Source organism: Pseudomonas sp. VA159-2, assembly GCF_024126635.1.
In the GTDB taxonomy this organism is placed as follows: Bacteria; Pseudomonadota; Gammaproteobacteria; order Pseudomonadales; family Pseudomonadaceae; genus Aquipseudomonas; species Aquipseudomonas muyukensis.
Genome location: NZ_JAMYBV010000028.1, coordinates 1 through 26,764, shown reverse-complemented (window position 1 = coordinate 26,764; position 26,764 = coordinate 1). Strand labels below are relative to the sequence as shown.

The window sequence follows — 26,764 nt, the reverse complement described above, 5'->3', positions numbered from 1 at the left end:
GCCCGCTCCCACAACTCACGTGGGGGCGGGCTTGCCCCGCGATGCTTTCTGCCCTGTTTTTCCACCCGGAGGCCATCATGCGTTGGGGAACCTACTTTGCCGTACTGGCCGCAGTGCTCAGTGTCGGGCTCGCGCTCGGCGTGAGCATGCCGCTGGTGTCCTTGCGCCTGGAGGGCTGGGGCTACGGTGGGTTTGCCATTGGCGTGATGGCGGCGATGCCGGCGCTCGGCGTACTGGTGGGGGCCAGCTTGTCCAGCCGCCTGGCCAGTTGGGTCGGCGTGCCTGCGGCCATGCGCCTGTGCCTGTTGGGCGGGGCGTTGTCGATCGGCCTGCTGGCGCTGCTGCCCAGCTATACGCTGTGGCTGTTGCTGCGGCTGATGATCGGCATGTCGCTGACCGTGGTGTTCATCCTCGGCGAAAGCTGGATCAACCAACTGGTGGTCGAGCAGTGGCGTGGTCGGCTGGTGGCGCTGTACGGCAGCAGTTATGCCCTGAGCCAACTGGCCGGGCCGTTGCTGCTGGGTTTGCTGGGCTCGGACGATGATTTCGGGTTCTGGGCGGCGACCGGCTTGCTGCTGGTCGCGCCGTTGATCCTGTTGGGGCGCGGTGGCGCGCCGACCACCGAGGCGTGCAGCGTTACCCTCGTCGACTTGTTCGGTTTCTGCCGGCGCCTGCCGGTGATCGCCTGGGCCATCGCCTTGTTCGCCGCGTTCGAGGCGATGATCCTCACCCTGTTGCCGGTGTACTGCCTGCAGCAGGGCTTCACCACGGAAGTGGCGTTGTTCATGGTCAGCACGGTGGTAGTGGGGGATGCGCTGTTGCAACTGCCGATTGGCGCGCTGGCCGACCGCATGTCGCGGCGCACGCTGTTCAGCGGTTGCGCCGTGACCTTGCTGCTGTCGAGCCTGGCGATTCCGTTGCTGTTGCATACGCTGGCGATCTGGCCGTTGTGGGTGCTGTTCGGCGCCAGTGCCGGTGGCTTGTTCACGTTGTCGCTGGTGCTGATTGGCGAGCGCTACCGCGACGACGCGCTGGTGCGTGCCAACGCCCACGTGGCGCAGCTGTGGGGCATCGGTTGCCTGATCGGGCCGTTGCTGGCCGGCGCGGGTAGCCAATGGATCAGCGGGCATGCGTTGCCGTTGCTGATGGCGGTGGGCGCGGCGGGGTTGGTACTGCTGACCCGGCGGCGGGGTGCCTTCGAGCCGGCGTCGGCCTGAGCGCTTGTCCGGTGATGCGTTCTACAACATCTTCTCCAGCCCGACCGCCTTGCTGATCCAGGCATTGAAGCGCCGCCACAGGCCGCCAGGCTCGGTCACCAGCATGTGCCGCTGGCCATTGTCCTCGGTCGCCCAGGCCAGCTTGCCGTCCACCAGCTTGACCTGGTAGCTCAGCGCCGGGGCCATGCCCTGCACCGCCAGTTCGCGGGTGTACTCGGCCAGCTCGGGGCTGTCCACCAGCACGCCGACTTCGGTGTTCCACAGCACCGAGCGCGGGTCGAAGTTGAACGAGCCGATGAAGGTCTTGCGTCGGTCGAAGACCATCGCCTTGCTGTGCAGGCTCGAATCAGAGCTGCCGTGAAAGCCCAGCCGCAGCCGCGGCGAGCCGGGCTGGCGGCGCAGCTCGTACAGCTGCACGCCGTGCTCCAGCAGGGCGCGACGGTAGGGTGCGTAGCCACCGTGCACCGCTGGCACGTCGGTGGCCTCCAGCGCGTTGGTCAGCAGCTTGACCGAGGTGCCGGCGTCGGCCCGGCTGGTGAGGTACAGCAGGCCCGGTTCGCCCGGCACGAAATAGGCCGAGACCAGGATCAGCTCCTTGTGCACGGCGTTCAGGTCCGGGGCCAGTTGCTGGGTCAGCAACAGTTGCGGGTCTGGCTCGTCATCGGCCAGCACCTTGCTCGGTGCGTCCCACAGCGCCTGGCCGTGGGCCCAGATCAGCTCGTTGCGCCAGATGTCCAGGCGTGGTTCGGTCTGGTAGGCCATGAGCCGGTCGTACAGGGCCTTGCGCCGGGTGCGCGCCTCGGCCAGGGACACTTCCAGGCGCTGTCGGCTGGCCCACAGGTCGCCTGCGTCGGGCGGCCACCAGAGGAAGTCGCCGATGGGCCGGCTCAGGGCGCTGTTCCAGTACTGGTCGAAACTGTGGCCGAGCTGTTCGGCCACAGGCCCGACGCCCAGCAGGTCGATGTCGGTGAAGTTGAGGTTGGGCTCGGCGTCGAAATATTCGTCGCCCAGGTTGCGCCCGCCGACGATGGCCATGCTGTTGTCCACCAGAAACAGCTTGTTGTGCATGCGCCGGTGCTGGCGCGACAGGTTGAACAGCCGGCCGACGGCGCGGGTAGCCCCGGTGCTGCGCCCCAGGTGCAGGGGGTTGAACACGCGGATATGGATGTTCGGGTGGGCGGCGAGGGTGCCCATCAGGTTGTCCAGGCCGTCGCTGGTGGTGTCGTCGAGCAGGATGCGCACGCGCACGCCGCGGTCGGCGGCGCGCAGCAGCTCGTGCACCAGGGCGCGGGTGCTGAGGCCGTCGTGGACGATGTAGTACTGCAGGTCGATGCTGGCCTGGGCGTTGCGGATCAGCTCGGCGCGGGCGCGGAACGCCTCGTTGCTGTTGGGCAGCAGGCGAAAGCCCGAGCGCCCTTCGTAGGGCGCGGCCTGGCGCTGTACCGAACGGCCGAACGCCGAGGCGCCGGCCGGCAGGGCCTGGCTGACTTCGCGGGGCGTGCCGACGCTGGCGCAGCCCGACAGGCCGAGCAGCAGCACCAGCAGCAGAGGCAAGGCGCGCTGGAATCTCAAGGGTGGATCGTCCTGTGCAGCAAGGGCTTATGGGGTTGGACCGTGGCAAGCGGCGCAAAGTTACCCGCCGGTGCGTTCGGCATCCAGTAGACGAAGGGCGGTCTCACCGACCTTGCGTACGGCGGCTTCGACCTGCGCCGTGGGCCGGGCGGCGAAGTTCATGCGCAGGCAGTTGCGGTACTTGCCCGAGGCCGAGAAGATGCTGCCGACGGCGATCTGCACACCTTGTTCCAGTAAAGCGCGGTTCAGGCGCAGCGTATCGAAACTTTCCGGCAATTCCACCCACAGCATGAAGCCGCCCTGTGGCCGGCTGGCGCGGGTACCGGGCGGGAAGTAGCGGGTCACCCAGTCGCACATCAGATCGCGGCCGCGCTGGTACTGGCTGCGCATGCGCCGCAGGTGCGGTTGGTAGTGGCCTTCGGCGATGAAGTCGGCGACCGCCAACTGTGGCTGGCAGGCGGTGCTGCCGGTGCTGATGTACTTCATGTGCAGCACCCGTTCCAGGTAGCGCCCCGGCGCCACGCAGCCGACCCGCAGGCCGGGGGCGAGGGTCTTGGAGAACGAACTGCACAGCAGTACCCGGCCATCGTCGTCGAATGACTTGAGGGTACGCGGGCGCGGGTAGGTGTAGGCCAGGTCGCCATACACATCGTCCTCGAGGATCGCCACGTCGTAGCGCTGGGCCAGCGTCAGCAGGGCCTTCTTGCGCGCCTCGGGCATGATGTAGCCCATTGGGTTGTTGCAGCTGGGGGTGATCTGGATGAGCTTGATCGGCCACTGCTCCAGGGCCAGCTCCAGGGCCTCCAGGCTGATGCCGGTGATCGGGTCGGTGGGGATCTCCAGGGCTTTCATGCCCAGGCCCTTGAGCGTCTGCATGGCGCCATGGAAGCTGGGCGAATCGACCGCGACGATGTCGCCCGGCTGGCACACGGCGCGGATGCTGCATGACAACGCCTCATGGCAACCGGTGGTGACCACCAGGTCTGACGGGCCCAGGCGGCAGCCGGAGTCGAGCATCAACCGGGCGATCTGCTCGCGCAGGTGGGCGTTGCCGTGGATGTTGTCGTAGTACAGGCCGGGCATGTCCATGCGCCGGCTGATCTGCGCCAGGCTGCGTAGCAGCGGCTTGAGCGTGGGGCTGTCGACATCGGGCATGCCACGGCCGAGCTGGATCACGTCGGGGTGCGGGGTGGCACGCACCAGCTCGAGCACCTGTTCCCACTGGGAGATATCCACCGGCCGTTGGGCTGGTCGGCTGATGTCGGGCAGGGCCGGGAGCTGGCGGTCTTCGGCGACGAAATAGCCGGACTTTGGCCGGGGCGAGACCAGGCCGTTGTCTTCCAGCAAGCGGTAGGCCTGCTGCACGGTGCTCAGGCTGACGCCGTGTTCCACGCTCAGGGCGCGCACCGACGGCAGGCGCTGGCCCGGGCGGTAGAGGCCTTGCTCGATGCGCGAGCCGAGCAGTTCGGCCAGGTTGAAGTAGAGCGTCACGGGATACTCCTGCGCAGGGGGCGGGTCAGGTACCGATACAGATAGCCAGAAAATACTGCATTCAGCCGAGTTTGTGCCAATTCTGTATGGGAATAATAAACCGGTGTTGGATCTGTATCCTCGCGGGTCTGGCGCGCATGCTTACTCCACGGTATCAGCTGAGTAGGGAGAGTACGGCGATGGGAAGCATGAGCGATGTGCGTGTGCAGTTGTTGGCCAAGGAGCTGGAGGCAGGGCAACGCACCCAGGTCTACGACACTCGTCTTGGCCAGATGCTGCACCGATGGCGCACCCGCAAGGCCCTGCTGGACCTGGATGCGCGCCAGTTGCAGGATATCGGGTTGAGCTGCGAAGAAGCGTGGAAAGAGGGCTGCAAGCCGTTCTGGAAGGCGTAGCCGCGGCTATGGCCTGCTTCGGCGGGCAGCGTCAGACCAGCTCCTTGAGCCGATACCAGAGCATCCCCAGTGCCAGCAATGGCGAGCGCATCAGCTTGCCGCCGGGGAAAGTCGGGTGCGGCACCTTGGCGAACAGGTCGAAGCGCCCGCCCTGCTGGCCGCTGATGGCCTCGCCCAGCAGGCGTGCGGCCAGGTGGGTGGCGTTCAGGCCATGGCCGGAATAGGCCTGGGCGTAATAGACGTTGGGCTGGCTGGCCAGGCGGCCGATCTGCGGCAGGCGGTTGGCGCCGATGCCGATCATGCCGCCCCATTGGTAGTCGATGCGCACATCGGCCAGTTGCGGGAACACCTTGAGCATCTTCGGCCGCATGTAGGCGGCGATATCCCGTGGGTCGCGCCCGGAATAATGACAGGCGCCGCCGAACAGCAGGCGGTGGTCGGCGGACAGGCGGTAGTAGTCCAGCGCCACACGCTGGTCGCATACCGCCATGTTCTGCGGCAGCAGTTGCCGCGCGCGCGCCTCGCCCAACGGCTCGGTGGCGATGATATAGCTGCCGGCGGGCAGCACCTTGCCGCCCAGTTCGCGGTTGAGGTCGTTGTGGTAGGCGTTGCAGCACAGCACGAGGGTCTTGGCCCGCACCCGCCCCTGGGCGGTGTGTACCTTCACCTCGGGGCCATACTCGATGCGGGACACTTGCGATTGCTCGTACAGGCCGACGCCCAGGCTGCTGGCCACGGCGGCTTCGCCAAGTGCCAGGTTGAGCGGGTGCAGGTGGCCTGAGCCCATGTCGACCAGGCCACCGACATAGCGGTCCGAACCCACCACCGTATGCACCTCGCCGGGCTGCACCAGGCGCAGTTCGTGGCGATAACCCAGGCTGCGCAGTTCCTCGGCGTCCTCGGCGAAGCCTTGCAGCTCGGCGGGCTTGTTGGCCAGGTCGCAGTAGCCCCAGGTCAGGTCGCAGTCGATGCCATGGCGCTCGACGCGGTCGCGGACCATTTCCACGGCTTCCAGGCCCATCAGCTTGAGGCTGCGAACGCCTTCTTCACCGATCACCGGGAGAAACTGCTCGAGGCCGTGGCCGACGCCACGGATGAGCTGGCCACCGTTGCGGCCGCTGGCGCCCCAGCCGAGCTTGCGGGCTTCGAGGAGGATCACCGAGAACCCGCGCTCGGCCAGTTCGATGGCGGTGTTCAGGCCCGAGTAGCCGCCGCCGACGATGCATACGTCGGCGCTGTGCTCGCCTTGCAGGAACGGATGGTCTGGGTGTGGCGCGCTGCTGGCGGCGTAGTAGGAGGCGGCGTGCTGCGCGCTGTAGACCATGGGGCGATTCCTGGGTTGAGACTAAAGGGGGAGGATAGGCAGTTGGTCAATCGCGGGGCAAGTCGCATCGGCCCACCCTGCGATTGGGCTTATAATCCAGGCACATTCATCGTTCTGTCTTCGGTCATGTCCTGCAACCGCCACAAGATCCACTTCCTGCGCGAACTCATCCCCTCGTTCGAGTGCGAGCCCGGCTGCCATGATTGCTGTGGCCCGGTCACCACCTCGGCCGAGGAAATGGCCCGCCTGCCGCGCAAGACCCAGGCCGAACAGGATGCCGCGCTGGAGCGCCTGGACTGCGTGCACCTGGGGCCTGGCGGCTGCACGGTGTACCAAGAGCGGCCGATGATCTGCCGCCTGTTCGGCACCACGCCGCGCCTGGCCTGCCCCCGTGGCCGTGGCCCGCAGCAGCCGATCGACCCGGCGGCCGAACAGCTGGTGCATAACTATATCGCCAGCACCCGTCAGGTACTGGTCTGAGGCCTCAGTCCGGAATCGGCAGGCACAGGCTCTCTTTGACTTCCTCCATCACGATGTAGCTCTTCGACTCGCGCACATGGGGCAGCTTGAGCAGGATGTCGCCGAGCAGCTTGCGGTACGAGGCCATCTCCGAAATGCGAGCTTTCACCAGGTAGTCGAAGTCACCCGACACCAGGTGGCATTCCAGCACGTGGGGCAGCTTGAGCACTGCGCGGCGGAACTCCTCGAAAGTGTCGCCGGACTTGTAGTCCAGGCTGATCTCGACGAACACCAGCAGGCTGCCCTTCAAGTGCTGCGGGTTGAGGCGGGCGTTGTAGCCCATGATGATTCCCTCGCGCTCCAGGCGGCGTACGCGCTCGGTGCAAGGAGTGGTGGACAGCCCGACTTTCTCGCCCAGTTCGGTGAACGAGATACGCCCGTCATTCTGCAGGATCCGCAGGATGTTGCGGTCTATCTTGTCCAGTTCACGCTTGCTTTGATGCTGGGTTCTCATAGGGGATGCCCCTCCGTGAAAGGCAATGTTGCCGAGAATTCTCGCCAAATATAGGCGTTTATATAGTGAATTGCACTGGTCTGTAGTTCATACAATGCGCGCATCCATGCCATATCAACAAAAGACTGCGGCGAGCCGCGTGCGAGGGATGAACAATGCGAGTGCTGGTACTTGGTAGCGGTGTCATCGGAACCGCCAGTGCCTACTATCTGGCCCGGCAAGGTTTCGAGGTGACGGTGGTCGATCGCCAGCCGGCGGTGGCCATGGAAACCAGCTTTGCCAACGCCGGCCAGATCTCGCCCGGCTATGCCTCGCCCTGGGCCGCCCCAGGCGTGCCGCTCAAGGCCATCAAGTGGCTGCTCGAGCGCCACGCGCCCCTGGCCATCAAGTTGACCGGCGATGTCGACCAGTACCTGTGGATGGCGCAGATGCTGCGCAACTGCACCGCCAGCCGCTACGCGGTGAACAAGGAGCGCATGGTGCGCCTGTCCGAGTACAGCCGCGACTGCCTCGACGAGCTGCGCGCCGAAACCGGCATCGCCTACGAGAACCGCAGCCTGGGCACTACCCAGCTGTTCCGCACCCAGGCCCAGGTGGATGCCGCGGCCAAGGACATCGCCGTGCTCGAGCAGTCCGGCGTGCCTTACGAGCTGCTCGACCGCGATGGCATCGCCCGCGTCGAACCGGCCCTGGCCGGCGTCAAGGACATCCTGGCCGGCGCCCTGCGCCTGCCCAACGACCAGACCGGCGACTGCCAGCTGTTCACCACCAAGCTCGCCGACATGGCCATCAAGCTGGGCGTCGAATTCCGCTTCGGCCAGGATATCCAGCGCCTGGACTTCGCCGGTGATCGGATCAACGGCGTGTGGATCGACGGCAAGCTGGAAACCGCCGACCGCTACGTGCTGGCACTGGGCAGCTACTCGCCGCAATTGCTCAAGCCGCTGGGCATCAAGGCGCCGGTATACCCGCTCAAGGGCTATTCGCTGACCGTGCCGATCACCAATGGCGACATGGCACCGACCTCGACCATCCTCGACGAGACCTACAAGGTCGCCATCACCCGCTTCGACAACCGCATCCGTGTCGGTGGCATGGCTGAAATTGCCGGTTTTGACCTGTCGCTGAACCCGCGTCGACGCGAAACGCTGGAGATGATCGTCAACGACCTTTATCCTCGCGGCGGCGACCTGAGCCAGGCCAGCTTCTGGACCGGCCTGCGTCCGGCGACCCCGGACGGCACCCCGATCGTGGGCGCCACCCGGTTCCGTAACCTGTTCCTCAATACCGGTCACGGCACCCTGGGATGGACCATGGCGTGTGGATCCGGCCGTTTGCTGGCCGATCTGATCGCCCGCAAGAAGCCGCAGATCAGCGCCGAAGGCCTGGATATCTCCCGCTACGGTAACAACCGGGAGCAGGCCAAGCACGGCCAGGCCGCGCCTGCCCACCAGCAGTAAGGTCGCCTGCACCGGCCCTTTCGCGGGGCAAGTTGCCGCGCCGTCGCTGCGACTTGCCCCGTTAAAGAACCAACACCGATTTCAACCTGAACACCATAAGGCTGCCGCCATGCGCCCCGCCCGTGCCCTGATCGATCTCCAAGCCCTCCGTCACAACTACCGCCTGGCCCGTGAGCTGACCGGTGCCAAGGCCCTGGCGGTGGTCAAGGCCGACGCCTATGGCCATGGCGCGGTGCGTTGCGCCCTGGCCCTGGAAACCGAGGCCGACGGCTTTGCCGTGGCCTGCATCGAGGAAGCCCTGGAGCTGCGCGCGGCGGGCATCAAGGCCCCGGTGCTGCTGCTCGAGGGTTTCTTCGAGGTTGGCGAGCTGGCGCTGATCGCCGAGCATGACCTGTGGTGCGTGGTGCATTCGCTGTGGCAGCTCGAAGCGATCGAGCAAAGCCAGGTGCACAAGCCGCTGACCCTCTGGCTGAAGCTGGACACCGGCATGCATCGGGTCGGCATTCACCCCAAGGACTACCACGACGCCTACCAGCGCCTGCTGGCCAGCGGCAAGGTTTCGCGCATCGTGCTGATGAGCCACTTTGCCCGCGCCGATGAGCTGGACGCCGCCGCCACCGAGGCGCAGGTCGCGGTGTTCGAGGCCGCGCGTCAGGGCCTGGCCGCCGAGTGCAGCCTGCGCAACTCGCCGGCCGTGCTCGGCTGGCCGAGCATCAAGAGCGACTGGGTGCGCCCGGGCATCATGCTCTACGGCGCGACCCCGTTCGAGGTGGCGCAGGCCGAGGCGGCCCGTCTGCAGCCGGTGATGACCCTGCAATCGCGGATCATCAGCGTACGCGAGCTGCCCGCCGGTGAACCGGTGGGCTATGGCGCCAAGTTCATCAGCCCGCGCCCGACCCGGGTTGGCGTGGTCGCCATGGGCTATGCCGATGGCTACCCGCGCCAGGCGCCCACCGGCACTCCGGTGGTGGTGGCTGGCAAACGCACCCAGTTGATCGGGCGGGTTTCGATGGACATGCTCTGCGTCGACCTCACCGAGGTGCCCGAGGCCACCGTCGGCAGCCCGGTCGAGCTGTGGGGCAAGCAGGTACTGGCCAGCGACGTGGCGCTGCAGGCCGGGACCATTCCGTACCAGATCTTCTGCAATCTCAAGCGCGTGCCACTGGACTATATCGGCGAATAAGGCGCTGAAGCGGACAGGCTGCGGGGCTGTGTGTTGTAAATACTGAACGGCATTGCCATCATATCGTTCACACTTCCCCCACCTCGACCGTTTCAGGAGGCTCCCGCTTTGGACGTCGGTGAACGACTGCAAGCCATCCGCAAGCTCAAGGGCCTGTCCCAGCGCGAACTCGCCAAGCGCGCGGGGGTGACCAACAGCACCATCTCGATGATCGAGAAGAACAGCGTGAGCCCGTCGATCAGCTCCCTGCGCAAGGTGCTCAGCGGCATCCCCATGTCCATGGTCGAGTTCTTTTCGGTGGAGCTGGCGCCGGAAAGCCCGACCCAGATCGTCTACAAGGCCCATGAACTGATCGACATCTCCGACGGCGCGGTGACCATGAAGCTGGTCGGCAAGTCGCACCCCAACCGCGCCATCGCGTTTCTGACCGAGGTCTACCCGCCGGGCGCCGACACCGGCGCGGAAATGCTCACCCATGACGGTGAAGAGACTGGCATCCTCCTCGAGGGCCGTCTGGAGCTGGTGGTCGGCACCGAGATCTTCATTCTCGAAGCCGGCGACAGCTACTACTTCGAAAGCACCCGCCCGCACCGTTTCCGCAATCCGTTCGCCGAGCCGGCCCGGCTGATCAGCGCCGCCACCCCGTCGAACTTTTGATCCAGCGCAGTGCATTGATTCGCCAATACCCTTTCCCTGAGTGTGGTCGTTTCACGCCTTCCGGGTTCCCGCTATACTTTTCAACGCTCGCAATTCCGTGGCCGCGGGCGTGATTAGCCACCATGAGGGTGTTCGCGTGAACCAAATCAAGAAGATGCTGGCCGTACCAGCAGCTGTATTCGCCCTTTGGGCAATGAGCGCAACCGCTGCAACCAACGACGACATCGCCAAGCGGCTCGAGCCGGTGGGCCAGGTGTGCGTGCAGGGCCAGGAATGCAAGGGCATGGAAGTGGCTGCCACTGCCGGCGGCGGCGCTGCCAAGACGCCGGACGAGATCATCGCCAAGCACTGCAACGCTTGCCATGGCACCGGCCTGCTGAACGCGCCCAAGATCGGCGACACCGCCGCCTGGAAAGAGCGCGCCGACCACCAGGGCGGCCTCGACGGCATCCTGGCCAAGGCCATTACCGGGATCAACGCCATGCCACCGAAAGGCACCTGCGCAGACTGCTCGGACGATGACCTCAAGGGTGCGATCAAGAAGATGTCGGGCCTGTGAACCCGGCCTGATTTCAAGCAAGCCCGCCGCTGATGGCGGGTTTTGTTTTTGTATGCCAGTACCGGCCTCATCGCGGGGCAGGCAACCAACCCGCTCAAGTCCCTGTCCAACGTCCTGACCCCACGGATGACCCAGGAGGCCCAGATGCAGCGCTGCCCCATCGACCAGGCCGTGGACGAAGTCCTGAAGCGCCTGCCCACCCACATTCACATGGGCCTGCCCCTGGGCCTGGGCAAACCCAACGCTTTCGTCAATGCGCTCTATGCGCGGGTGCGCGACCTGCCCGAACGGCGTCTGACCATCTACACCGCCCTGTCCCTCGGCCGCCCACCCCTGGGCGACGGCTTGCAGCGCCGCTTCCTCGAGCCCTTCGTCGAGCGGGTGTTCGCCGACTACGAGGAGCTGACCTACCTGGCCGACCTGCGCGCCGACAGGCTGCCGCCAAACATCCGGGTCGAGCAGTTCTTCATGCAGCCCGGCAGCCTGTTGCACAGCGAACCGGCGCAGCAGCATTACGTCAGCAGCAACTACAGCCATGCCGCCCGCGACATCAACGCCAAGGGCCTGAACCTGGTCGCCCAACTGGTGGCGGCCACGCCGGAGCGGCCCGATCATCTAAGCCTGGCCTGCAATCCCGATATCACCCTCGACCTGCTGCCGATGATCGCCCGGCGCCGGGCGGCGGGCGAGACCATCCTGGTACTTGGCCAGGTGCACAGCGAGCTGCCCTATATGCCCGGTGCGTCGGAACTGGAGCTGGAGCAGTTCGACCTGCTGATCGAGCAACCCGAGCAGCGCCGCTTGTTCTCCACGCCGAACATGCCGGTGACGACCCAGGACCATTGCATCGGCCTGTATGCCAGCGCCCTGGTGCGCGATGGCGGCACCTTGCAGGTCGGCATTGGCGCCATGGGCGATGCCGTGACCGCGGCGCTGTTGGCGCGCCAGGGCGATAACGCAGGTTATCGCGCGTTGCTCGGCGAGCTGGGTGTGGCGCCGTGGCAGGCGTTGATCGACCGGGAAGGGGGCCTGGACACCTTTGCCCAGGGCCTCTACGGCTGCAGCGAGATGTTCGTCAACGGCCTGTTGGTGCTGGCCGAAGCCGGAGTGGTGCGACGCCCGGCGGACGAGCGCGGGGTATTGATCCACGGTGGCTTCTTCCTTGGGCCTCGGGCGTTCTACCAGCGTCTGCGGGAGATGCCGTTGGCTCAGCGTGCGCGTTATGCCATGAGCGCGATCAGCTTCATCAACGAGCTGTACGGCCAGGAAGACCTCAAGCGCCGCCAGCGGCGAGATGCCCGCTTCCTCAACACGGTGTTCGGCATGACCTTACTCGGTGCTGGCGTTGCCGACCAGCTGGAGGATGGTCGGGTGCTCAGCGGGGTGGGCGGGCAGTACAACTTCGTCGCCCAGGGCCATGCGCTGGAAGGCGGGCGCTCGGTCCTGCTGTTGCGCAGTTGGCGCGAGGCTGGCGGCGAGGTCACCTCAAACCTGTACTGGAGCTACGGCCATTGCACCATTCCTCGGCACTTGCGCGATATCGTGATCACCGAGTACGGCATCGCCGACCTGCGTGGGCAGACCGACAGCGAAGTGATCGCGCGGCTGTTGGCGATTTGCGATTCGCGTTTCCAGGGCGAACTGATGGCCCAGGCCAAGGCGGCGGGCAAGCTGGCCAGGACGTTCGTGCTGGAGGCGTGCTACACCGACAATACGCCCGAGCGTCTGGCGACGATCCGGGCACGGCATGCGCGGTTGTTCCCGGAGTATCCGTTGGGCAGTGATTTCACAGCCGAGGAGCGCGACCTGCTAAGGGCGCTGAACTGGCTGAAGAGCAAATTCAAGCTGAGCGAGGCGCTGGAACTGGGCAAGGCGGCGCTGGATGCGCCAGGGCCGGAGGGGTATGGGGCACAGTTGGCGCGGATGCGGCTGGATGACCCTCAGGGTTTGAAGGAGGAGCTATATCAGCGGTTGCTGCTGGCGGCGCTTCAGGCAACGCGATAATGCTGGCCCCCTGTAGGAGCGGCCTCGTGTCGCGAAAGGGGCGCGTAGCGGCCCCAGGATTTCAGCGTTCATGCAAAAATCGCCGGGGCCGCTTTGCGGCCCTTTCGCGACACAAGGCCGCTCCTACAGGGTACGAGCAAGGCTTTACTCGATGAAAGTGACCACGCCGCCTTCCAGCGACTTGACCCGGGCCAGCGATTCGACGCGGTAACCCTGGCTGTCCAGCTCGGCACGGCCGCCCTGGAACGACTTTTCGATGACGATACCCAGGCCCGCCACGGTGGCGCCGGCCTGCTTGATGATCGAGATCAGCGCCTGCGACGCCTTGCCGTTGGCCAGGAAGTCGTCGATCACCAGCACGCGGTCGCTGCTGTTGAGGTGGCGCGGCGAGATCGCCACGGTGTTCTCGGTCTGCTTGGTGAAGGAGTACACCGAGGCAGTCAGCAGGTTCTCGGTCAGAGTCAGCGACTGGTGCTTGCGGGCGAAGATCACCGGCACGCCCAACTTCAGGCCCGTCATCACCGCCGGGGCGATACCCGAGGCTTCGATGGTGACGATCTTGGTCACGCCCGAATCGGCGAACAGACGGGCGAACTCGTCACCGATCAGCTGCATCAGGGCAGGGTCGATCTGGTGGTTTAGAAACGCATCGACTTTGAGTACCTGGTCGGAAAGCACGATGCCTTCTTCGCGAATCTTCTGCTGCAGTGCTTCCACTGTGTGTCTCCGATGTAATGAGTGGCCTGTATGGCCGATTTGTAAGTCCAACTTCGGCGCCAGACTTCGTCACACTGCGTTGCCACTCCTCGCCGTAGCTGGGCTACGACTCGTCGTGTCGCCTTGTGTGCCGAACCCTGGCACTCGAATTTGAACTCACAAATCGGCCATACAAGCCACCGTGGCCGCAAAATGCGGCAAAGTTAAAGAGTAATGGTTGATCAGCGTTTGAGCATTGCCCGGATATCGGCCAGCGCGTTGTTGCCGCGCGCGGCCTTCACCTCGACCGGCGCATCGTCCAGGCCTTCCCAGGCCAGGTCGTCCGGCGGCAGTTCGTCGAGGAACCGGCTTGGCGTGCAGTCGATGATTTCACCGTACTGCTTGCGCTTGGCGGCGAAGGTGAAGGCCAGGGTCTGACGTGCGCGGGTGATGCCCACGTAGGCCAGGCGGCGTTCTTCCTCGATGGTGTCGGCCTCGATGCTCGAGCGGTGGGGGAGGATTTCCTCCTCCATGCCCATGATGAACACATAGGGGAACTCCAGGCCCTTGGAGGCATGCAGGGTCATCATCTGCACACCCTCGGCGTTCTCTTCCTCTTCCTGCTGGCGCTCGAGCATGTCGCGCAGCACCAGCTTGCCGATGGCGTCCTCGATGGTCATGTCACCCTCTTCGTCCTTCTCGAGGGTGTTCTTCAGCGCTTCGACCAGGAACCAGACGTTGCTGATGCGAAACTCTGCGGCCTTGTCGCTGGCGGTCTGCTGGCGAATCCAGTTTTCGTAGTCGATGTCGCGGATCATCTCGTGCAGCGCGGCGATCGGGTCGTCCAGGGCAACCTTGTGGCGCACCCCGTCGAGCCAGTGCTTGAAACGCTGCAGGCGCTCGGTGTAACGCGCGTCCAGGTGCTCACCCAGGCCCAGCTCCTCGCTGGCGGCGTACATCGAGATACCGCGCTCGGTGGCGTAGTTGCCGAGCTTTTCCAGGGTGGTCGAGCCGATTTCGCGGCGCGGCACGTTGATGACGCGCAGGTAGGCGTTGTCGTCGTCCGGGTTCACCAGCAGGCGCAGGTAGGCCATCAGGTCCTTGACCTCCTGGCGCCCGAAGAAGCTGTTGCCGCCGGACAGGCGGTACGGCACCTGGTGGTGCTGCAGCTTCAGCTCGATCAGCTTGGCCTGGTAGTTGCCCCGGTAGAGGATGGCGAAGTCGCTGTACGGCCGGTTGGTGCGCAGGTGCAGGGTAAGGATTTCCATGGCCACGCGTTCGGCCTCGGCTTCTTCGTTCTTGCAGCGGATCACGCGGATCTCGTCGCCCACGCCCATTTCGCTCCACAACTGCTTCTCGAAGTCGTGCGGGTTGTTGGCGATCAGCACGTTGGCGCAGCGCAGGATGCGGCTGGTGGAGCGGTAGTTCTGCTCGAGCATCACCACTTTCAGGGAGGGGTAATCCTCCTTGAGCAGCATCAGGTTTTCCGGACGCGCGCCACGCCAGGCGTAGATCGACTGGTCGTCGTCGCCGACCACGGTGAACTGGTTGCGCATGCCGATCAGCATCTTCACCAGCAGGTACTGGCTGGCGTTGGTGTCCTGGTATTCGTCCACCAGCAGGTAGCGCACGCGATTCTGCCAGCGCTCGAGCACCTCGGGGTGCTCCTGGAACAGCTTGACCGGTTGCAGGATCAGGTCGTCGAAGTCCACCGCGTTGAACGCCTTGAGCGTGCGCTGGTAGTGGGTGTAGACGATGGCCGCGGTCTGCTCGCGCGGGTTGCGGGCCTTTTCCAGGGCTTCAGGGGGCAGGATCAGGTCGTTCTTCCAGGCACCGATCATGTTCTTGATCTCGTCGATGCCGTCGTCGCCGGAGTATTCCTTTTGCATGATGTCCGACAGCAACGCCTTGATGTCGGACTCGTCGAAGATCGAGAACCCCGGCTTGTAGCCCAGGCGCTCGTGCTCCTTGCGGATGATGTTCAGGCCCAGGTTGTGGAAGGTGCACACGGTCAGGCCCCGGCCTTCCCCCGGGCGCAGCAGGGTGCCGACCCGCTCCTTCATCTCGCGCGCGGCCTTGTTGGTGAAGGTCATGGCGACGATGTACTGGGCGCGGATGCCGCAGTTCTGGATAAGGTGGGCAATCTTGCGCGTGATCACGCTGGTCTTGCCGGAGCCTGCACCGGCGAGCACCAAAAGAGGGCCGCCGACGTAGTCACGGGCTTCCTGTTGCCGGGGATTGAGTCGGGACATGCTAGAAACCGGGGGTCGCCAGAAAATAGCCGCGCATTCTAGCAGGCATGGGGCCTTTAATGCGCGACCGTCTGACAGTGTGATGCAGGGCGCGAATCGGATTTGCCGCTTCTGCTACTTTCGCGCAGGATGCACGTCAAATTGCGTCGGGATGGCGGCCACGGATGGGCAATGATTAAAAGTGAAAATCATTTTCACTTATTCGGGTAGGATGGCCCGCGCTCGTCGTTTCACCGTCCTCGTCTAAGGAGCCCGCTTGTCCACGCCTGTCGAACCCCTGCGTTTGCTGCTGTTGGCCGATGAGCCGGAATGGGCCGCGCACCTGCGCGAGTGCCTGCAGCCGCTGGGCGGTAGCGTCGTGCTGCTGACCGCGCCGAACTGGGCGGCGGTGGACAGCCTGTTCGCCCATGACCGCCAGGCGGTGGTGCTGGCCACCCCGGCCTTGCAGCCGGCCCCTGGGCGCTGCGAGCTGCCGACCATCCTGCTGCTGGAGCAGGAGCCGGCCAGCGCACCGGTAGGCGTGAGCGACTGGCTGGTGCTGGCGCAACTGAGCACCGACACCCTGCGTCGTTCCTTGCGCCATGTCCGCGAGCGGGGCGTGCTGGTCGCCACCTTGCAGCGCCTGGCCGAGCAGGACCCGTTGACCGGCATCGCCAACCGCCAGGGCTTCCAGGCACTGCTCACCGCGCGCCTGGCCGAGAACGATGGCCGTGGCCTGGCGCTGGGGCATCTGGACCTCGATAATTTCCGCCACGTCAACGACGCGCTCGGCCACCAGGGTGGCGACCGGCTGATCCTGCAGGTGGTCGCCCGCCTGAAGAAGCAGCTGGCGGCCGGCGACCAGCTGGCGCGCCTGGGCAGCGACGAATTCGCCCTGCTGATCGATACGCGCCGCGACCCCAACCGCGCCGAGTGGCTGGCCGAAGGCATCATCGAGGCGCTGACCGAGCCCTACTGGGTCGACGGTGAGAGCCTGTTGCTCGGCTGCAGCCTGGGCATCGCCCACGCCCGCGCCCAGGCCGGCGCCGACCCCTTGATGTGGCATGCGCACATCGCCATGCGCCAGGCCAAGGGCAGCCAGGGTTGTACCTTCCATGTGTTCAACGAGCGGATCAACCGCAACGCCCGCAGCCTCGCCGACCTGGAGAGCGAGCTGCGCCGCGCCCTGCGCCGTGACGAGCTGGAGCTGCACTACCAGCCACGGCTGAACCTGGCCGATGGGCGCATCGTCGGCCTCGAGGCGCTGGTACGCTGGAACCATCCCGAGCGCGGCCTGCTGCCGCCTGCCGAGTTCGTGCCGCTGGCCGAGCAGAGCGGGTTGATCGTGCCGCTGGGCTACTGGGTCATCTCCCGCGCGCTGAGCGATATGCAGGCCCTGCGCGAGCATGGCCTGGCGCCATTGCACATGGCGGTGAACCTGAGTTTCCGCCAGTTCCAGGACAGCCAGCTGCTGGCCACCCTGAGCCGGCTGATCGTCGAGCATGGCGTGGATGCGCGTTGGCTGGAATTCGAGTTGACCGAAACGGCGGTGATGCGCCGCAACGAACTGGTGCGCCAGACCATGGATGCCCTGGGCCGCCTGGGTGTGCGTTTTTCGCTGGACGATTTCGGCACCGGGTTCTCTTCGTTCGTGCACCTGAACAGCCTGCCGATCACCTTGCTCAAGGTCGATCGCAGCTTTGTCGGCGGCATGGAGCAGCGCGAGGAAAACGCCAAGCTGGTGCACGCGATGATCAACCTGGCGCACAACCTCAACCTGGAGGTGGTCGCCGAAGGGGTCGAGAGTGAGGCGCAGCTGGCGCTGCTGCGGGCGTTTGGCTGCGACCAGGTGCAGGGTTTCCTGGTGAGCCGGCCGTTGCCGGTGGCTGAGTTGATCGAGTACCTGTTGCGGGTACCGAGCCTGGCTCAGCTGCAGACCTTGTAGATTGCGCATGGGGGCTGCTTTGCAGCCCTTTCCGACCGGTCCGACGCCTCGGCAAGGCCGCTCCTACAGGCGACCGCGGTCCTCTGTAGGAGCGGCCTTGCGTCGCGAACGGGGCGCAAAGCGCCCCCGGCAATTTCAAGCCGTAAAGATGATCAACCGGCCAGCATCCGCCCGGTTTCTTCCAGGTTCTCGTGCCAGCTCAGCGCTTCGCGCAGGATGTGCGGGGTGTGTCCACCACGCTGGCAGGCGCGCTCGAAGTAGTCGTTGAGCGCCGCGCGGTAGTCTGGGTGCACGCAGTTGTCGATGATCACCCGGGCGCGCTCGCGTGGTGCCAGGCCGCGCAGGTCGGCCAGGCCCACCTCGGTCACCAGGATGTCCACATCATGCTCGGTGTGGTCGACGTGGCTGACCATCGGCACCACGCTGGAGATCGCGCCGCCCTTGGCAATCGACTTGGTGACGAAGATCGCCAGGTGAGCGTTGCGGGCGAAGTCGCCCGAGCCACCGATGCCGTTCATCATCTTGGTGCCGCAGACGTGGGTCGAGTTGACGTTGCCGTAGATGTCGAACTCCAGCGCCGTGTTGATGCCGATGATACCCAGGCGACGGACGACCTCGGGATGGTTGGAGATCTCCTGCGGACGCAGCACCAGCTTGTCCTTGTAGCGCTCCAGGTTGCCGAACACGTCGGCATTGCGACGGCTCGACAGGGTGATCGAGCTGCCCGAGGCGAAGCTCAGCTTGCCGGCGTCGATCAGGTCGAAGGTCGAGTCCTGCAGCACTTCGGAGTACATGGTCAGGTTTTCGAACGGCGACTCGATCAGGCCGCACATCACGGCGTTGGCGATGCTGCCGATGCCAGCCTGCAGTGGGCCGAGGTTGTTGCTCATGCGCCCGGCGTCCACCTCGCCCTTGAGGAAGGCGATCAGGTGGTCGGCGATGCCTTGGGTCTCGTGGTCAGGCGGCAGCACGGTGGAGGGCGAATCCGGCTGGTCGCTGATGACGATGCCGACGATCTTGGCCGGGTCGATCGGGATCGCGGTGCTGCCGATGCGGTCGTCGACTTTCACCAGCGGGATCGGCGTGCGGGTCGGGCGGTAGGTCGGGATATAGATGTCGTGCAGGCCTTCGAGGTTGGCGTTGTGCGACAGGTTGATCTCGACGATGACCTGCTTGGCGAAGATCGCGAAGCTGGCCGAGTTGCCGACGGAGGTGGTCGGCACGATATGGCCCTGTTCGGTGATCGCCACCGCTTCGATGACCGCGATGTCCGGCAGGGTCAGCTGCTTGTTGCGCAGCTGCTCGACGGTTTCCGACAGGTGCTGGTCGATGAACATCACCTTGCCGTCGTTGATGGCCTTGCGCAGGGTGCTGTCGACCTGGAACGGCATGCGCCGGGCCAGCACGCCGGCCTCGGTCAGTTGTTTGTCGAGGTCGTTGCCCAGGCTTGCGCCGGTCATCAGGCTGATCTTCAGCGGCGACTGCTTGGCGCGTTCGGCCAGGGCGTGGGGCACGGCCTTGGCTTCGCCGGCGCGGGTGAAGCCGCTCATGCCGACGGTCATGCCGTCCTCGATCAGGCCAGCGGCATCGGCCGCACTCATTACCTTGCTGTGCAGGGAGGACAAGCGGATACGATCACGGTACATGGATTGTTATCTCGGGCTACTGAAACTACTGCAGCGCAGTCTAGAGGTATTGCCCCTTGCCGTCCCACGACCATGGTCGTATGAGAAACCTTGGAATAGAGCCGTTGATCTGGATCATCGAAACGCAAAGGCCCCGGGACGAATCTCGCCGGGGCCTTCTTTATAACGCGCGGTTTGCAGCGAAAAGCCTTACTCCACCGCCTTGACCATATCCTCGATGACCTTCTTCGCGTCACCGAACACCATCATGGTCTTGTCCAGGTAGAACAGTTCGTTGTCCAGGCCTGCATAGCCGCTGGCCATGGAGCGCTTGTTGACGATGATGGTCTTGGCCTTGAACGCCTCGAGGATCGGCATGCCGGCGATCGGCGACTTCGGATCGTTCTTCGCCGCCGGGTTGACCACGTCGTTGGCGCCCAGCACCAGTACCACGTCGGCCTGGCCGAACTCGGCGTTGATGTCTTCCATCTCGAACACCTGGTCGTACGGCACCTCGGCCTCGGCCAGCAGCACGTTCATGTGCCCGGGCATGCGCCCTGCCACCGGGTGGATCGCGTACTTCACGGTCACGCCGTTGTGGGTGAGCTTCTCGGTCAGCTCCTTGAGCGCATGCTGGGCGCGGGCTACCGCCAGACCGTAGCCGGGCACGATGATCACGCTGTCGGCGTTGCTCAGCAGGAAGGTGGCGTCGTCGGCCGAGCCGGATTTCACCGGGCGCTGCTCCTTCGAGCCCTGGGCCGCGCCGGTGTCGGTGTCGCCGCCGAAGCCGCCAAGGATGACGTTGAAGAACGAACGGTTCATCGCCTTGCACATGATGTACGAGAGGATCGCACCGCTGGAGCCCACCAGGGAGCCGGCGATGATCAGCATCGAGTTGTTCAGCGAGAAGCCGATACCGGCCGCAGCCCAGCCCGAATAGCTGTTGAGCATCGACACCACCACCGGCATGTCGGCGCCGCCGATCGGGATGATGATCAGCACGCCCATGATGAAGGCCAGGGCCAGCATCAGGGTGAAGGCGCTGTAGTGGCCGGTGAAGGTGAACAGCAGCCCCAGGGCGATGGTGGCCAGGCCCAGGATCAGGTTCAGCTTGTGCTGGCCGGCGAACTGTACCGGTGCGCCCTGGAACAGGCGGAACTTGTACTTGCCCGACAGCTTGCCGAAGGCGATCACCGAGCCCGAGAAGGTGATGGCACCGATCGCCGCGCCGAGGAACAGCTCCAGGCGGTTGCCGGTGGGGATCGGGTCGCTGATGGCGGCGACGATGCCCATCGACTGCGGTTCGAGCACCGCGGCAATGGCGATGAACACCGCCGCCAGGCCGATCATGCTGTGCATGAAGGCGACCAGCTCGGGCATCTTGGTCATCTCGACGCGCTTGGCCATGATCGAACCGGCCGTGCCGCCGACCAGCAGGCCGACGATGACGTAGCCGATGCCGGCCGTGGCCAGCTCAGCCCCAAGCTTGTAAATGAGGCCGACCGTGGTGAGGATCGCGATGCCCATGCCGATCATGCCGAACAGGTTGCCGCGCCTTGAGGTGGTCGGGTGCGAGAGGCCCTTGAGCGCCTGGATGAAACAGACCGAGGCGACCAGGTACAGAAGCGTTACCAGATTCATGCTCATGCTTACTTCTGCGCCTCGTTCTTGGTTTTCTTCTTGAACATTTCCAGCATGCGGCGGGTGACCAGGAAGCCCCCGAACACGTTCACCGCGGCCAGTGCCACGGCCAGGGTGCCCATGACCTTGCCGGCCGGGGTGACGGTCAGCGCGGCGGCCAGCATGGCGCCGACGATGACGATCGCGGAAATGGCGTTGGTGACCGCCATCAACGGGGTATGCAGGGCCGGGGTGACGTTCCACACCACGTGGTAGCCCACGTAGATGGCCAGCACGAAGATGATCAGGTTGTAAATGCCGTGGGAAATCAGCATGTCTTCCATTGTCGTGCTCCTCAGCCGTTCTTGCGCACGACCTGGCCGTCGCGGCACATCAGGCACGCGGCGACGATGTCGTCTTCGAGGTTGATGACCAGGTTGCCGTCCTTGTCGAACAGCAGCTTCATGAAGTCCAGCAGGTTGCGTGCATACAGCGCCGAGGCATCGGCACCGAGCTGGGCTGGCAGGTTGGTCGGGCCGACGATGGTCACGCCGTTCTCCATCACCACCTGGTCGGCCACCGTCAGCGGGCAGTTGCCGCCCTGGGCTGCGGCCAGGTCGATGACCACCGAACCGGGCTTCATCTGCGCCACGGTCTCGGCGCTGAGCAGGGTTGGCGCCTTGCGCCCGGGAATCAGCGCAGTGGTGATGACGATGTCGGCCTGCTTGGCGCGTTCGTGCACGGCCTGGGCCTGGCGCTGCATCCAGCTGGCCGGCATTGGCCGGGCATAGCCGCCGACGCCTTCGGCGCACTCGCGCTCCTCGTCGGTCTCGTAGGGCACGTCGATGAACTTGGCGCCGAGGGACTCGATCTGCTCCTTCACCGCCGGGCGCACGTCGGATGCCTCGATCACCGCGCCCAGGCGCTTGGCCGTGGCGATGGCCTGCAGGCCGGCCACGCCGGCACCGAGGATCAGTACGCGGGCGGCCTTAACGGTGCCGGCGGCGGTCATCAGCATGGGCATGAAGCGCGGGTAGTGGTGGGCGGCCAGCAGCACGGCCTTGTAGCCGGCGATGTTGGCCTGCGAAGACAGCACGTCGAGGCTCTGCGCGCGCGAGGTGCGCGGGGCCGCCTCCAGGGCGAAGGCGGTGATGCCGCGCTCGGCCATCTTGGCGATCAGTTCGTTGTTGAACGGGTTGAGCATGCCCGCCAGGAGGCTGGAGCTGTTGATCAGCGCCAGTTCCTGGTCGTTGGGCGCGACCACCTTGAGCACCAGCTGCGCGCCGAAGGCGTCGGCGGCTTCGCCCAGCGTGGCGCCCACGGCTTCATAGGCACTGTCCGGAATGCTGGCCTTGAGCCCTGCCCCCCGTTGCACGGTGACCTGATGGCCCTGGCCAACCAGTTTCTTGATGGTTTCCGGGGTTGCGGCGACCCTTGTCTCACCCGTCTGCGTCTCGAGAGGAACACCAATGTGCACGACTTTGTCTCCTGCGGTGACCTTTTGTCTTTGTAGAAACCAGCGCACTTCGGGTGGTGCGGCTGGGCGGTCGTAGAGCACGACCCCGCCGAATCCGGGGCGGGAAGGCATTTTGCAGACGAACCTTTGGGCCTTCAACCGGTTCTGAAGCGAAACGAAGTTAAAACTACAAGTCACCCTGTGACCGTATGTCGCAACGATTGGGTTCCGGCCCGTCAAGTACGCGCTCTTCGGAGCTTAGGAGAAAAATTGAAAAATATTTCGCTGTTTTCGTTGTCGGCTTGCTGAATGTCGCAAAATAAGCTGCAAACCCGCGCAGGGCCTAGGGTTGCTGCGTTTTACCTGGCGAACGGAACAGATTACGGATTTGCGACAAATCCATATATCTGTAGGTGTTTAAAATAATTGACTACGAAGTCAACTTATCCGCTTCCGCGCTACTTCTCCGCGGTGTACTGCCGCGCCTGGGCCACCAGCCAGTCGCGGAAAGCCCGCAGCGAGGCAGACTCCACCTTTCGCTCGGGGATCATCAGATGGTAGGCCTTGTCGCTGGCCAGGGCATGCCTGTTAGCGACCACCAGTCGGCCTTCCTGCAGCTCGCGCTGGATCAGGAAGGGCGGGATCAGCGCAATCCCCATCTCATGCATGGCGCCCTGGGCCAGCATCGAGAACAGCTCGTAGCGTGGGCCGGTCATGTCCCGCTCCACGCTCATGCCCAGGCTGGCGAACCATTGTCGCCAGGCGTAGGGGCGGGTGGTCTGTTGCAGCAGCGGCAGTTCGCCGATGCGCCGGGCATCGAGGTCATCCAGCCCGGCCAGCAACGCCGGGCTGCAGACCGGCATCGGGTTCTCGCCCATCAGCCGGTGCGCCTGGGTGCCCGACCAGTCGGCGTCGCCGAAGTAGATGGCGGCATCGAAGGCGGTGTCGGCGAACAGGAAGGGGCGGGTGCGGTTGGTCAGGTTGACCGTGACCTCGGGGTGGCGATGCTGGAAGTCCTTCAGGCGCGGCAGCAACCACTGGGTGCCGAAGGTGGGTACCACCGCCAGCTCGATTACGTTGGCGCCTTGCTGACGCATCACCGACAGGGTGTCGCGCTCCACCGCATCCAGCTGCGCGGCGACCTGGCGGCTGTACGACAGCCCGGCCTCGGTCAGCTTCACACCGCGGCGCGAACGCCGGAACAGTTCCACATTGAGGAAGGTTTCCAGCCCGCCGATCTGCCGACAGACGGCGCCTTGGGTCAGGGCCAGTTCGTGGGCGGCCTTGGTGAAGCTCTCGTGACGGGCCGCGGCCTCGAAGCAGACCAGGGCGGTGGTGCTGGGAATCTTGCGGCGCATGTACGTCAACCTCACTTGTTCGCCGTTAACCAGGGCTTTTGGCTGTTCATGGAGTGAGAAAATATCACTAAATGGTGCGCAATCCTCGTTTGTTCCGCTGCCCGATCAAGCCTAGGATCAATGCAGCACAACAATTCGTTTCCCACTGTTTGAGGAATCCGCACATGGCCGGTAAAGCAAGCTTCAACTGGATCGACCCGCTGCTGCTCGACCAGCAGCTCACTGAAGAAGAGCGCATGGTCCGCGACAGCGCTTATCAGTTCGCCCAGGACAAGCTGGCGCCGCGCGTGCTGGAGGCGTTCCGCCATGAGCAGACCGACCCGGCGATCTTCCGCGAGATGGGGGAAGTCGGCCTGCTCGGCGCGACCATCCCCGAGCAATATGGCGGCAGCGGCCTGAACTATGTGTGCTACGGCCTGATCGCCCGCGAGGTGGAGCGCATCGACTCTGGCTACCGTTCGATGATGAGCGTGCAATCGTCGCTGGTGATGGTGCCGATCAACGCGTTCGGCACCGAGGCACAGAAGCAGAAGTACCTGCCGAAGCTGGCCAGCGGCGAGTGGATCGGCTGCTTCGGCCTGACCGAACCCAACCACGGTTCCGACCCAGGCTCGATGATCACCCGGGCACGCAAGGTCGATGGCGGCTACCGCCTGACGGGCGCGAAGATGTGGATCACCAACAGCCCGATCGCCGACGTATTCGTGGTTTGGGCCAAGGATGATGCCGGTGATATCCGCGGCTTTGTCCTGGAAAAGGGCTGGCAAGGCCTCAGCGCGCCGGCGATCCACGGCAAGGTCGGCCTGCGCGCCTCGATCACCGGTGAAATCGTCATGGACAACGTGTTTGTGCCGGAAGAGAACATCTTCCCCGACGTGCGTGGCCTGAAAGGCCCGTTCACCTGCCTGAACTCGGCCCGCTACGGCATCTCCTGGGGCGCCTTGGGCGCCGCCGAGGCCTGCTGGCACACCGCCCGCCAGTACACCCTGGACCGCCAGCAGTTCGGCCGCCCGCTGGCTGCCAACCAACTGATCCAGAAGAAGCTGGCCGACATGCAGACCGAGATCACCCTGGCCCTGCAAGGTTGCCTGCGCCTGGGGCGCATGAAGGACGAAGGCACCGCAGCGGTGGAAATCACCTCGATCATGAAGCGCAACTCCTGCGGCAAGGCGCTGGACATTGCCCGCCTGGCGCGCGACATGCTGGGCGGCAACGGTATCTCCGACGAGTTCGGCGTGGCGCGGCACCTGGTCAACCTCGAGGTGGTCAACACCTACGAAGGCACCCATGACGTGCATGCGCTGATCCTGGGGCGTGCGCAAACTGGCATTCAGGCGTTCTATTAATAGAGGAGCCAGGCCATGGGCGCGCTTTCCCATTTGCGGGTGCTGGATCTTTCCCGGGTATTGGCTGGCCCTTGGTCAGGGCAGATTCTTGCCGACCTCGGGGCCGACGTGATCAAGGTCGAACGCCCAGGGGCAGGAGATGATACGCGGTCCTGGGGGCCGCCATTTCTGCGCGATGCCCAGGGCGAGAACACCAGCGAGGCGGCCTATTACCTGTCGGCCAACCGCAACAAGCGGTCGGTGACCATCGACTTCACTCAGCCCGAAGGCCAGCGCCTGGTGCGTGAGTTGGCGGCGAAGTCGGATGTGGTCATCGAGAACTTCAAGGTGGGTGGCCTGGCGGCTTACGGGCTCGATTACGCCAGCCTCAAGGCCGTCAACCCGAAACTGGTCTATTGCTCGATCACCGGCTTTGGCCAGACCGGGCCCTATGCCAAGCGCGCCGGCTACGACTTCATGATCCAGGGGTTGGGCGGCTTGATGAGCCTGACGGGCCGCCCGGAGGGCGAGGAGGGGGCTGGGCCGATGAAGGTGGGCGTGGCACTGACCGACATCCTTACCGGCTTGTATTCCACCGTGGCGATCCTGGCAGCGCTGGCCCACCGTGACCAGGCCGGGGTTGGCCAGCATATCGATATGGCGTTGCTGGATGTGCAGGTGGCCTGCCTGGCGAACCAGGCGATGAACTATCTCACCACCGGTACGCCGCCGCGCAGGCTGGGCAATGCGCATCCCAATATCGTGCCTTACCAGGATTTCCCGACGGCGGATGGCAACTTCATTCTTACCGTGGGCAATGACGGGCAGTTCCGCAAGTTTGCCGAGGTGGCGGGGCAGGCGCAGTGGGCGGACGACCCGCGGTTTGCTACTAACAAGCAGCGAGTGGCCAACCGTGCTGAGCTGATCCCGCTGATTCGCCAGGCGACGGTGTTCAAGACCACGGCGCAGTGGGTGGCGGCTTTGGAGCAAGCAGGCGTGCCTTGTGGGCCGATCAATGACCTGGGGCAGATGTTCCAGGACCCGCAGGTGTTGGCGCGGGGGCTGGCGGTGCATGTCCCGCATCCGTTGGCGGGCAGTGTGCCGCAGGTGGCCAGCCCGCTCCGGCTGTCGGAGACGCCGGTGGAGTATCGTCTGGCGCCACCGTTGTTGGGCGAGCATACCGAGGCGGTGTTGGGGGATGTGTTGGGGCTGGCTGCGGGGGATGTGCAGCGGTTGCGGGAGGCTGGGGTGGTTTGAGGCTTCTATATAGGTAGGAGATAGCGGGGAGGCTGGGAGGTCTCCCCGGTTTTGTTTTGGGGGCTACATAGATAGGTGTTGGGGTCGGCAGGGGCTGTCTTGAGATTGGGCTGGCTTTGCGAGGTGTTCGCCGATAGGTCTCACAGGCGCTGAAGGTGTTGCGGCAGGCCCCTGTCGTGGTCTCTCCCTAAATATTTCAATTTCTTGAAATTAAAGGTTGACGCGGTTCCAGATCCCCTTATAATGCGCCCCACTTCCAGCGACAACGGAACGCGAAACTCCTTGAAATTCAACGAGTTAAGCGAGTTCGAAATCGGTGCAAGGGCTTCGGTTTCACATCGAAAGCGGTGAAAAAGGTGGTTGACAGCAGGTTGTAACGCTGTATGATTCGCCTCCCGCTACGAGAGATCGCAGCG

General features: G+C 64.8%; 22 protein-coding genes. 11 read left to right on the top strand and 11 right to left on the bottom strand.

From position 1 onward, the window contains the following. Window positions 1–77 precede the first annotated feature (77 nt). On the top strand, window positions 78–1,217 hold the full coding sequence (locus NJG22_RS21070) for an MFS transporter (RefSeq protein WP_253097451.1): 1,140 nt from the start codon (window positions 78–80) through the stop codon (window positions 1,215–1,217). Window positions 1,218–1,238: 21 nt separating this feature from the next. Here NJG22_RS21070 and NJG22_RS21065 read toward each other — a convergent pair whose 3' ends face one another. Then, window positions 1,239–2,789 (bottom strand): phospholipase D family protein, encoded by a 1,551-nt coding sequence (locus NJG22_RS21065; protein ID WP_253097449.1) that lies wholly within the window; start codon window positions 2,787–2,789, stop codon window positions 1,239–1,241. A gap of 60 nt (window positions 2,790–2,849) precedes the next feature. After that, window positions 2,850–4,280, bottom strand: a complete 1,431-nt coding sequence (locus NJG22_RS21060; RefSeq protein ID WP_253097446.1) for a PLP-dependent aminotransferase family protein — start codon at window positions 4,278–4,280, stop codon at window positions 2,850–2,852. A gap of 179 nt (window positions 4,281–4,459) precedes the next feature. Between NJG22_RS21060 and NJG22_RS21055 the strand changes: the two genes are divergently transcribed. Beyond that, window positions 4,460–4,675 carry a DUF1127 domain-containing protein gene (locus tag NJG22_RS21055; protein ID WP_217851779.1) on the top strand — a complete coding sequence of 72 codons (216 nt, stop codon included), beginning with the start codon at window positions 4,460–4,462 and terminating at the stop codon, window positions 4,673–4,675. A 31-nt stretch (window positions 4,676–4,706) separates the two neighbouring features. Here the strand turns inward: NJG22_RS21055 and NJG22_RS21050 are convergent, their stop codons facing one another. Then, a complete protein-coding gene (locus tag NJG22_RS21050) occupies window positions 4,707–5,999 on the bottom strand; it encodes an FAD-binding oxidoreductase (RefSeq protein ID WP_253097444.1) in 1,293 nt (430 codons plus the stop codon). A gap of 126 nt (window positions 6,000–6,125) precedes the next feature. On the opposite strand from NJG22_RS21050, the gene NJG22_RS21045 reads away from it, so the two are divergent. Beyond that, on the top strand, window positions 6,126–6,479 hold the full coding sequence (locus NJG22_RS21045; RefSeq protein WP_253097439.1) for a YkgJ family cysteine cluster protein: 354 nt from the start codon (window positions 6,126–6,128) through the stop codon (window positions 6,477–6,479). A 4-nt stretch (window positions 6,480–6,483) separates the two neighbouring features. Here NJG22_RS21045 and dadR read toward each other — a convergent pair whose 3' ends face one another. Next, window positions 6,484–6,972 carry a transcriptional regulator DadR gene (dadR, locus tag NJG22_RS21040; protein ID WP_003258963.1) on the bottom strand — a complete coding sequence of 163 codons (489 nt, stop codon included), beginning with the start codon at window positions 6,970–6,972 and terminating at the stop codon, window positions 6,484–6,486. 155 nt (window positions 6,973–7,127) lie between these two features. Between dadR and dadA the strand changes: the two genes are divergently transcribed. The 5 genes from dadA to NJG22_RS21015 all read left to right on the top strand — a co-directional run bounded on the left by dadA (window position 7,128) and on the right by NJG22_RS21015 (window position 12,835). Further along, window positions 7,128–8,432, top strand: coding sequence for a D-amino acid dehydrogenase (gene dadA / locus NJG22_RS21035; protein WP_253097437.1), 1,305 nt, complete (start codon window positions 7,128–7,130; stop codon window positions 8,430–8,432). 109 nt (window positions 8,433–8,541) lie between these two features. After that, window positions 8,542–9,615 carry an alanine racemase gene (gene alr, locus NJG22_RS21030; protein ID WP_253097436.1) on the top strand — a complete coding sequence of 358 codons (1,074 nt, stop codon included), beginning with the start codon at window positions 8,542–8,544 and terminating at the stop codon, window positions 9,613–9,615. A gap of 108 nt (window positions 9,616–9,723) precedes the next feature. After that, on the top strand, window positions 9,724–10,272 hold the full coding sequence (locus NJG22_RS21025; protein WP_134689215.1) for a cupin domain-containing protein: 549 nt from the start codon (window positions 9,724–9,726) through the stop codon (window positions 10,270–10,272). 136 nt (window positions 10,273–10,408) lie between these two features. After that, on the top strand, window positions 10,409–10,831 hold the full coding sequence (locus NJG22_RS21020) for a c-type cytochrome (protein ID WP_177414180.1): 423 nt from the start codon (window positions 10,409–10,411) through the stop codon (window positions 10,829–10,831). A 144-nt stretch (window positions 10,832–10,975) separates the two neighbouring features. After that, complete coding sequence (locus NJG22_RS21015; RefSeq protein WP_253097434.1) at window positions 10,976–12,835, top strand: acetyl-CoA hydrolase/transferase C-terminal domain-containing protein; 1,860 nt, start codon at window positions 10,976–10,978, stop codon at window positions 12,833–12,835. Between the two features lie 144 nt (window positions 12,836–12,979). On the opposite strand, the gene NJG22_RS21010 is transcribed toward NJG22_RS21015, so the two are convergent. Further along, window positions 12,980–13,552, bottom strand: coding sequence for a xanthine phosphoribosyltransferase (locus NJG22_RS21010; RefSeq protein WP_011536381.1), 573 nt, complete (start codon window positions 13,550–13,552; stop codon window positions 12,980–12,982). Between the two features lie 221 nt (window positions 13,553–13,773). Next, a complete protein-coding gene (gene rep / locus NJG22_RS21005; RefSeq protein ID WP_253097432.1) occupies window positions 13,774–15,783 on the bottom strand; it encodes a DNA helicase Rep in 2,010 nt (669 codons plus the stop codon). A gap of 256 nt (window positions 15,784–16,039) precedes the next feature. Here rep and NJG22_RS21000 point away from each other — a divergent pair, with 256 nt between their 5' ends. After that, window positions 16,040–17,707: a bifunctional diguanylate cyclase/phosphodiesterase gene (locus NJG22_RS21000; RefSeq protein WP_253097430.1), complete on the top strand. Its 1,668-nt coding sequence runs from the start codon at window positions 16,040–16,042 to the stop codon at window positions 17,705–17,707. Window positions 17,708–17,859: 152 nt separating this feature from the next. Here NJG22_RS21000 and NJG22_RS20995 read toward each other — a convergent pair whose 3' ends face one another. From NJG22_RS20995 to NJG22_RS20975, 5 genes are all read right to left on the bottom strand, one after another. Then, a complete protein-coding gene (locus NJG22_RS20995; RefSeq protein WP_023631270.1) occupies window positions 17,860–19,353 on the bottom strand; it encodes an acetyl-CoA hydrolase/transferase family protein in 1,494 nt (497 codons plus the stop codon). 189 nt (window positions 19,354–19,542) lie between these two features. Beyond that, on the bottom strand, window positions 19,543–20,979 hold the full coding sequence (locus NJG22_RS20990; protein ID WP_217851793.1) for an NAD(P)(+) transhydrogenase (Re/Si-specific) subunit beta: 1,437 nt from the start codon (window positions 20,977–20,979) through the stop codon (window positions 19,543–19,545). Window positions 20,980–20,981: 2 nt separating this feature from the next. Then, window positions 20,982–21,296 (bottom strand): NAD(P) transhydrogenase subunit alpha, encoded by a 315-nt coding sequence (locus NJG22_RS20985; RefSeq protein WP_008097413.1) that lies wholly within the window; start codon window positions 21,294–21,296, stop codon window positions 20,982–20,984. Window positions 21,297–21,307: 11 nt separating this feature from the next. Further along, entirely contained in the window at window positions 21,308–22,429 is a 1,122-nt protein-coding gene (locus NJG22_RS20980; RefSeq protein ID WP_217851795.1) for a Re/Si-specific NAD(P)(+) transhydrogenase subunit alpha, read from the bottom strand. 437 nt (window positions 22,430–22,866) lie between these two features. Next, entirely contained in the window at window positions 22,867–23,766 is a 900-nt protein-coding gene (locus NJG22_RS20975) for a LysR family transcriptional regulator (RefSeq protein WP_253097428.1), read from the bottom strand. A gap of 164 nt (window positions 23,767–23,930) precedes the next feature. Here NJG22_RS20975 and NJG22_RS20970 point away from each other — a divergent pair, with 164 nt between their 5' ends. Continuing rightward, on the top strand, window positions 23,931–25,112 hold the full coding sequence (locus NJG22_RS20970; protein ID WP_253097426.1) for an acyl-CoA dehydrogenase: 1,182 nt from the start codon (window positions 23,931–23,933) through the stop codon (window positions 25,110–25,112). Window positions 25,113–25,127: 15 nt separating this feature from the next. Continuing rightward, window positions 25,128–26,348, top strand: coding sequence for a CaiB/BaiF CoA-transferase family protein (locus NJG22_RS20965; protein ID WP_253097425.1), 1,221 nt, complete (start codon window positions 25,128–25,130; stop codon window positions 26,346–26,348). The last annotated feature ends 416 nt before the right edge of the window (window positions 26,349–26,764 follow it).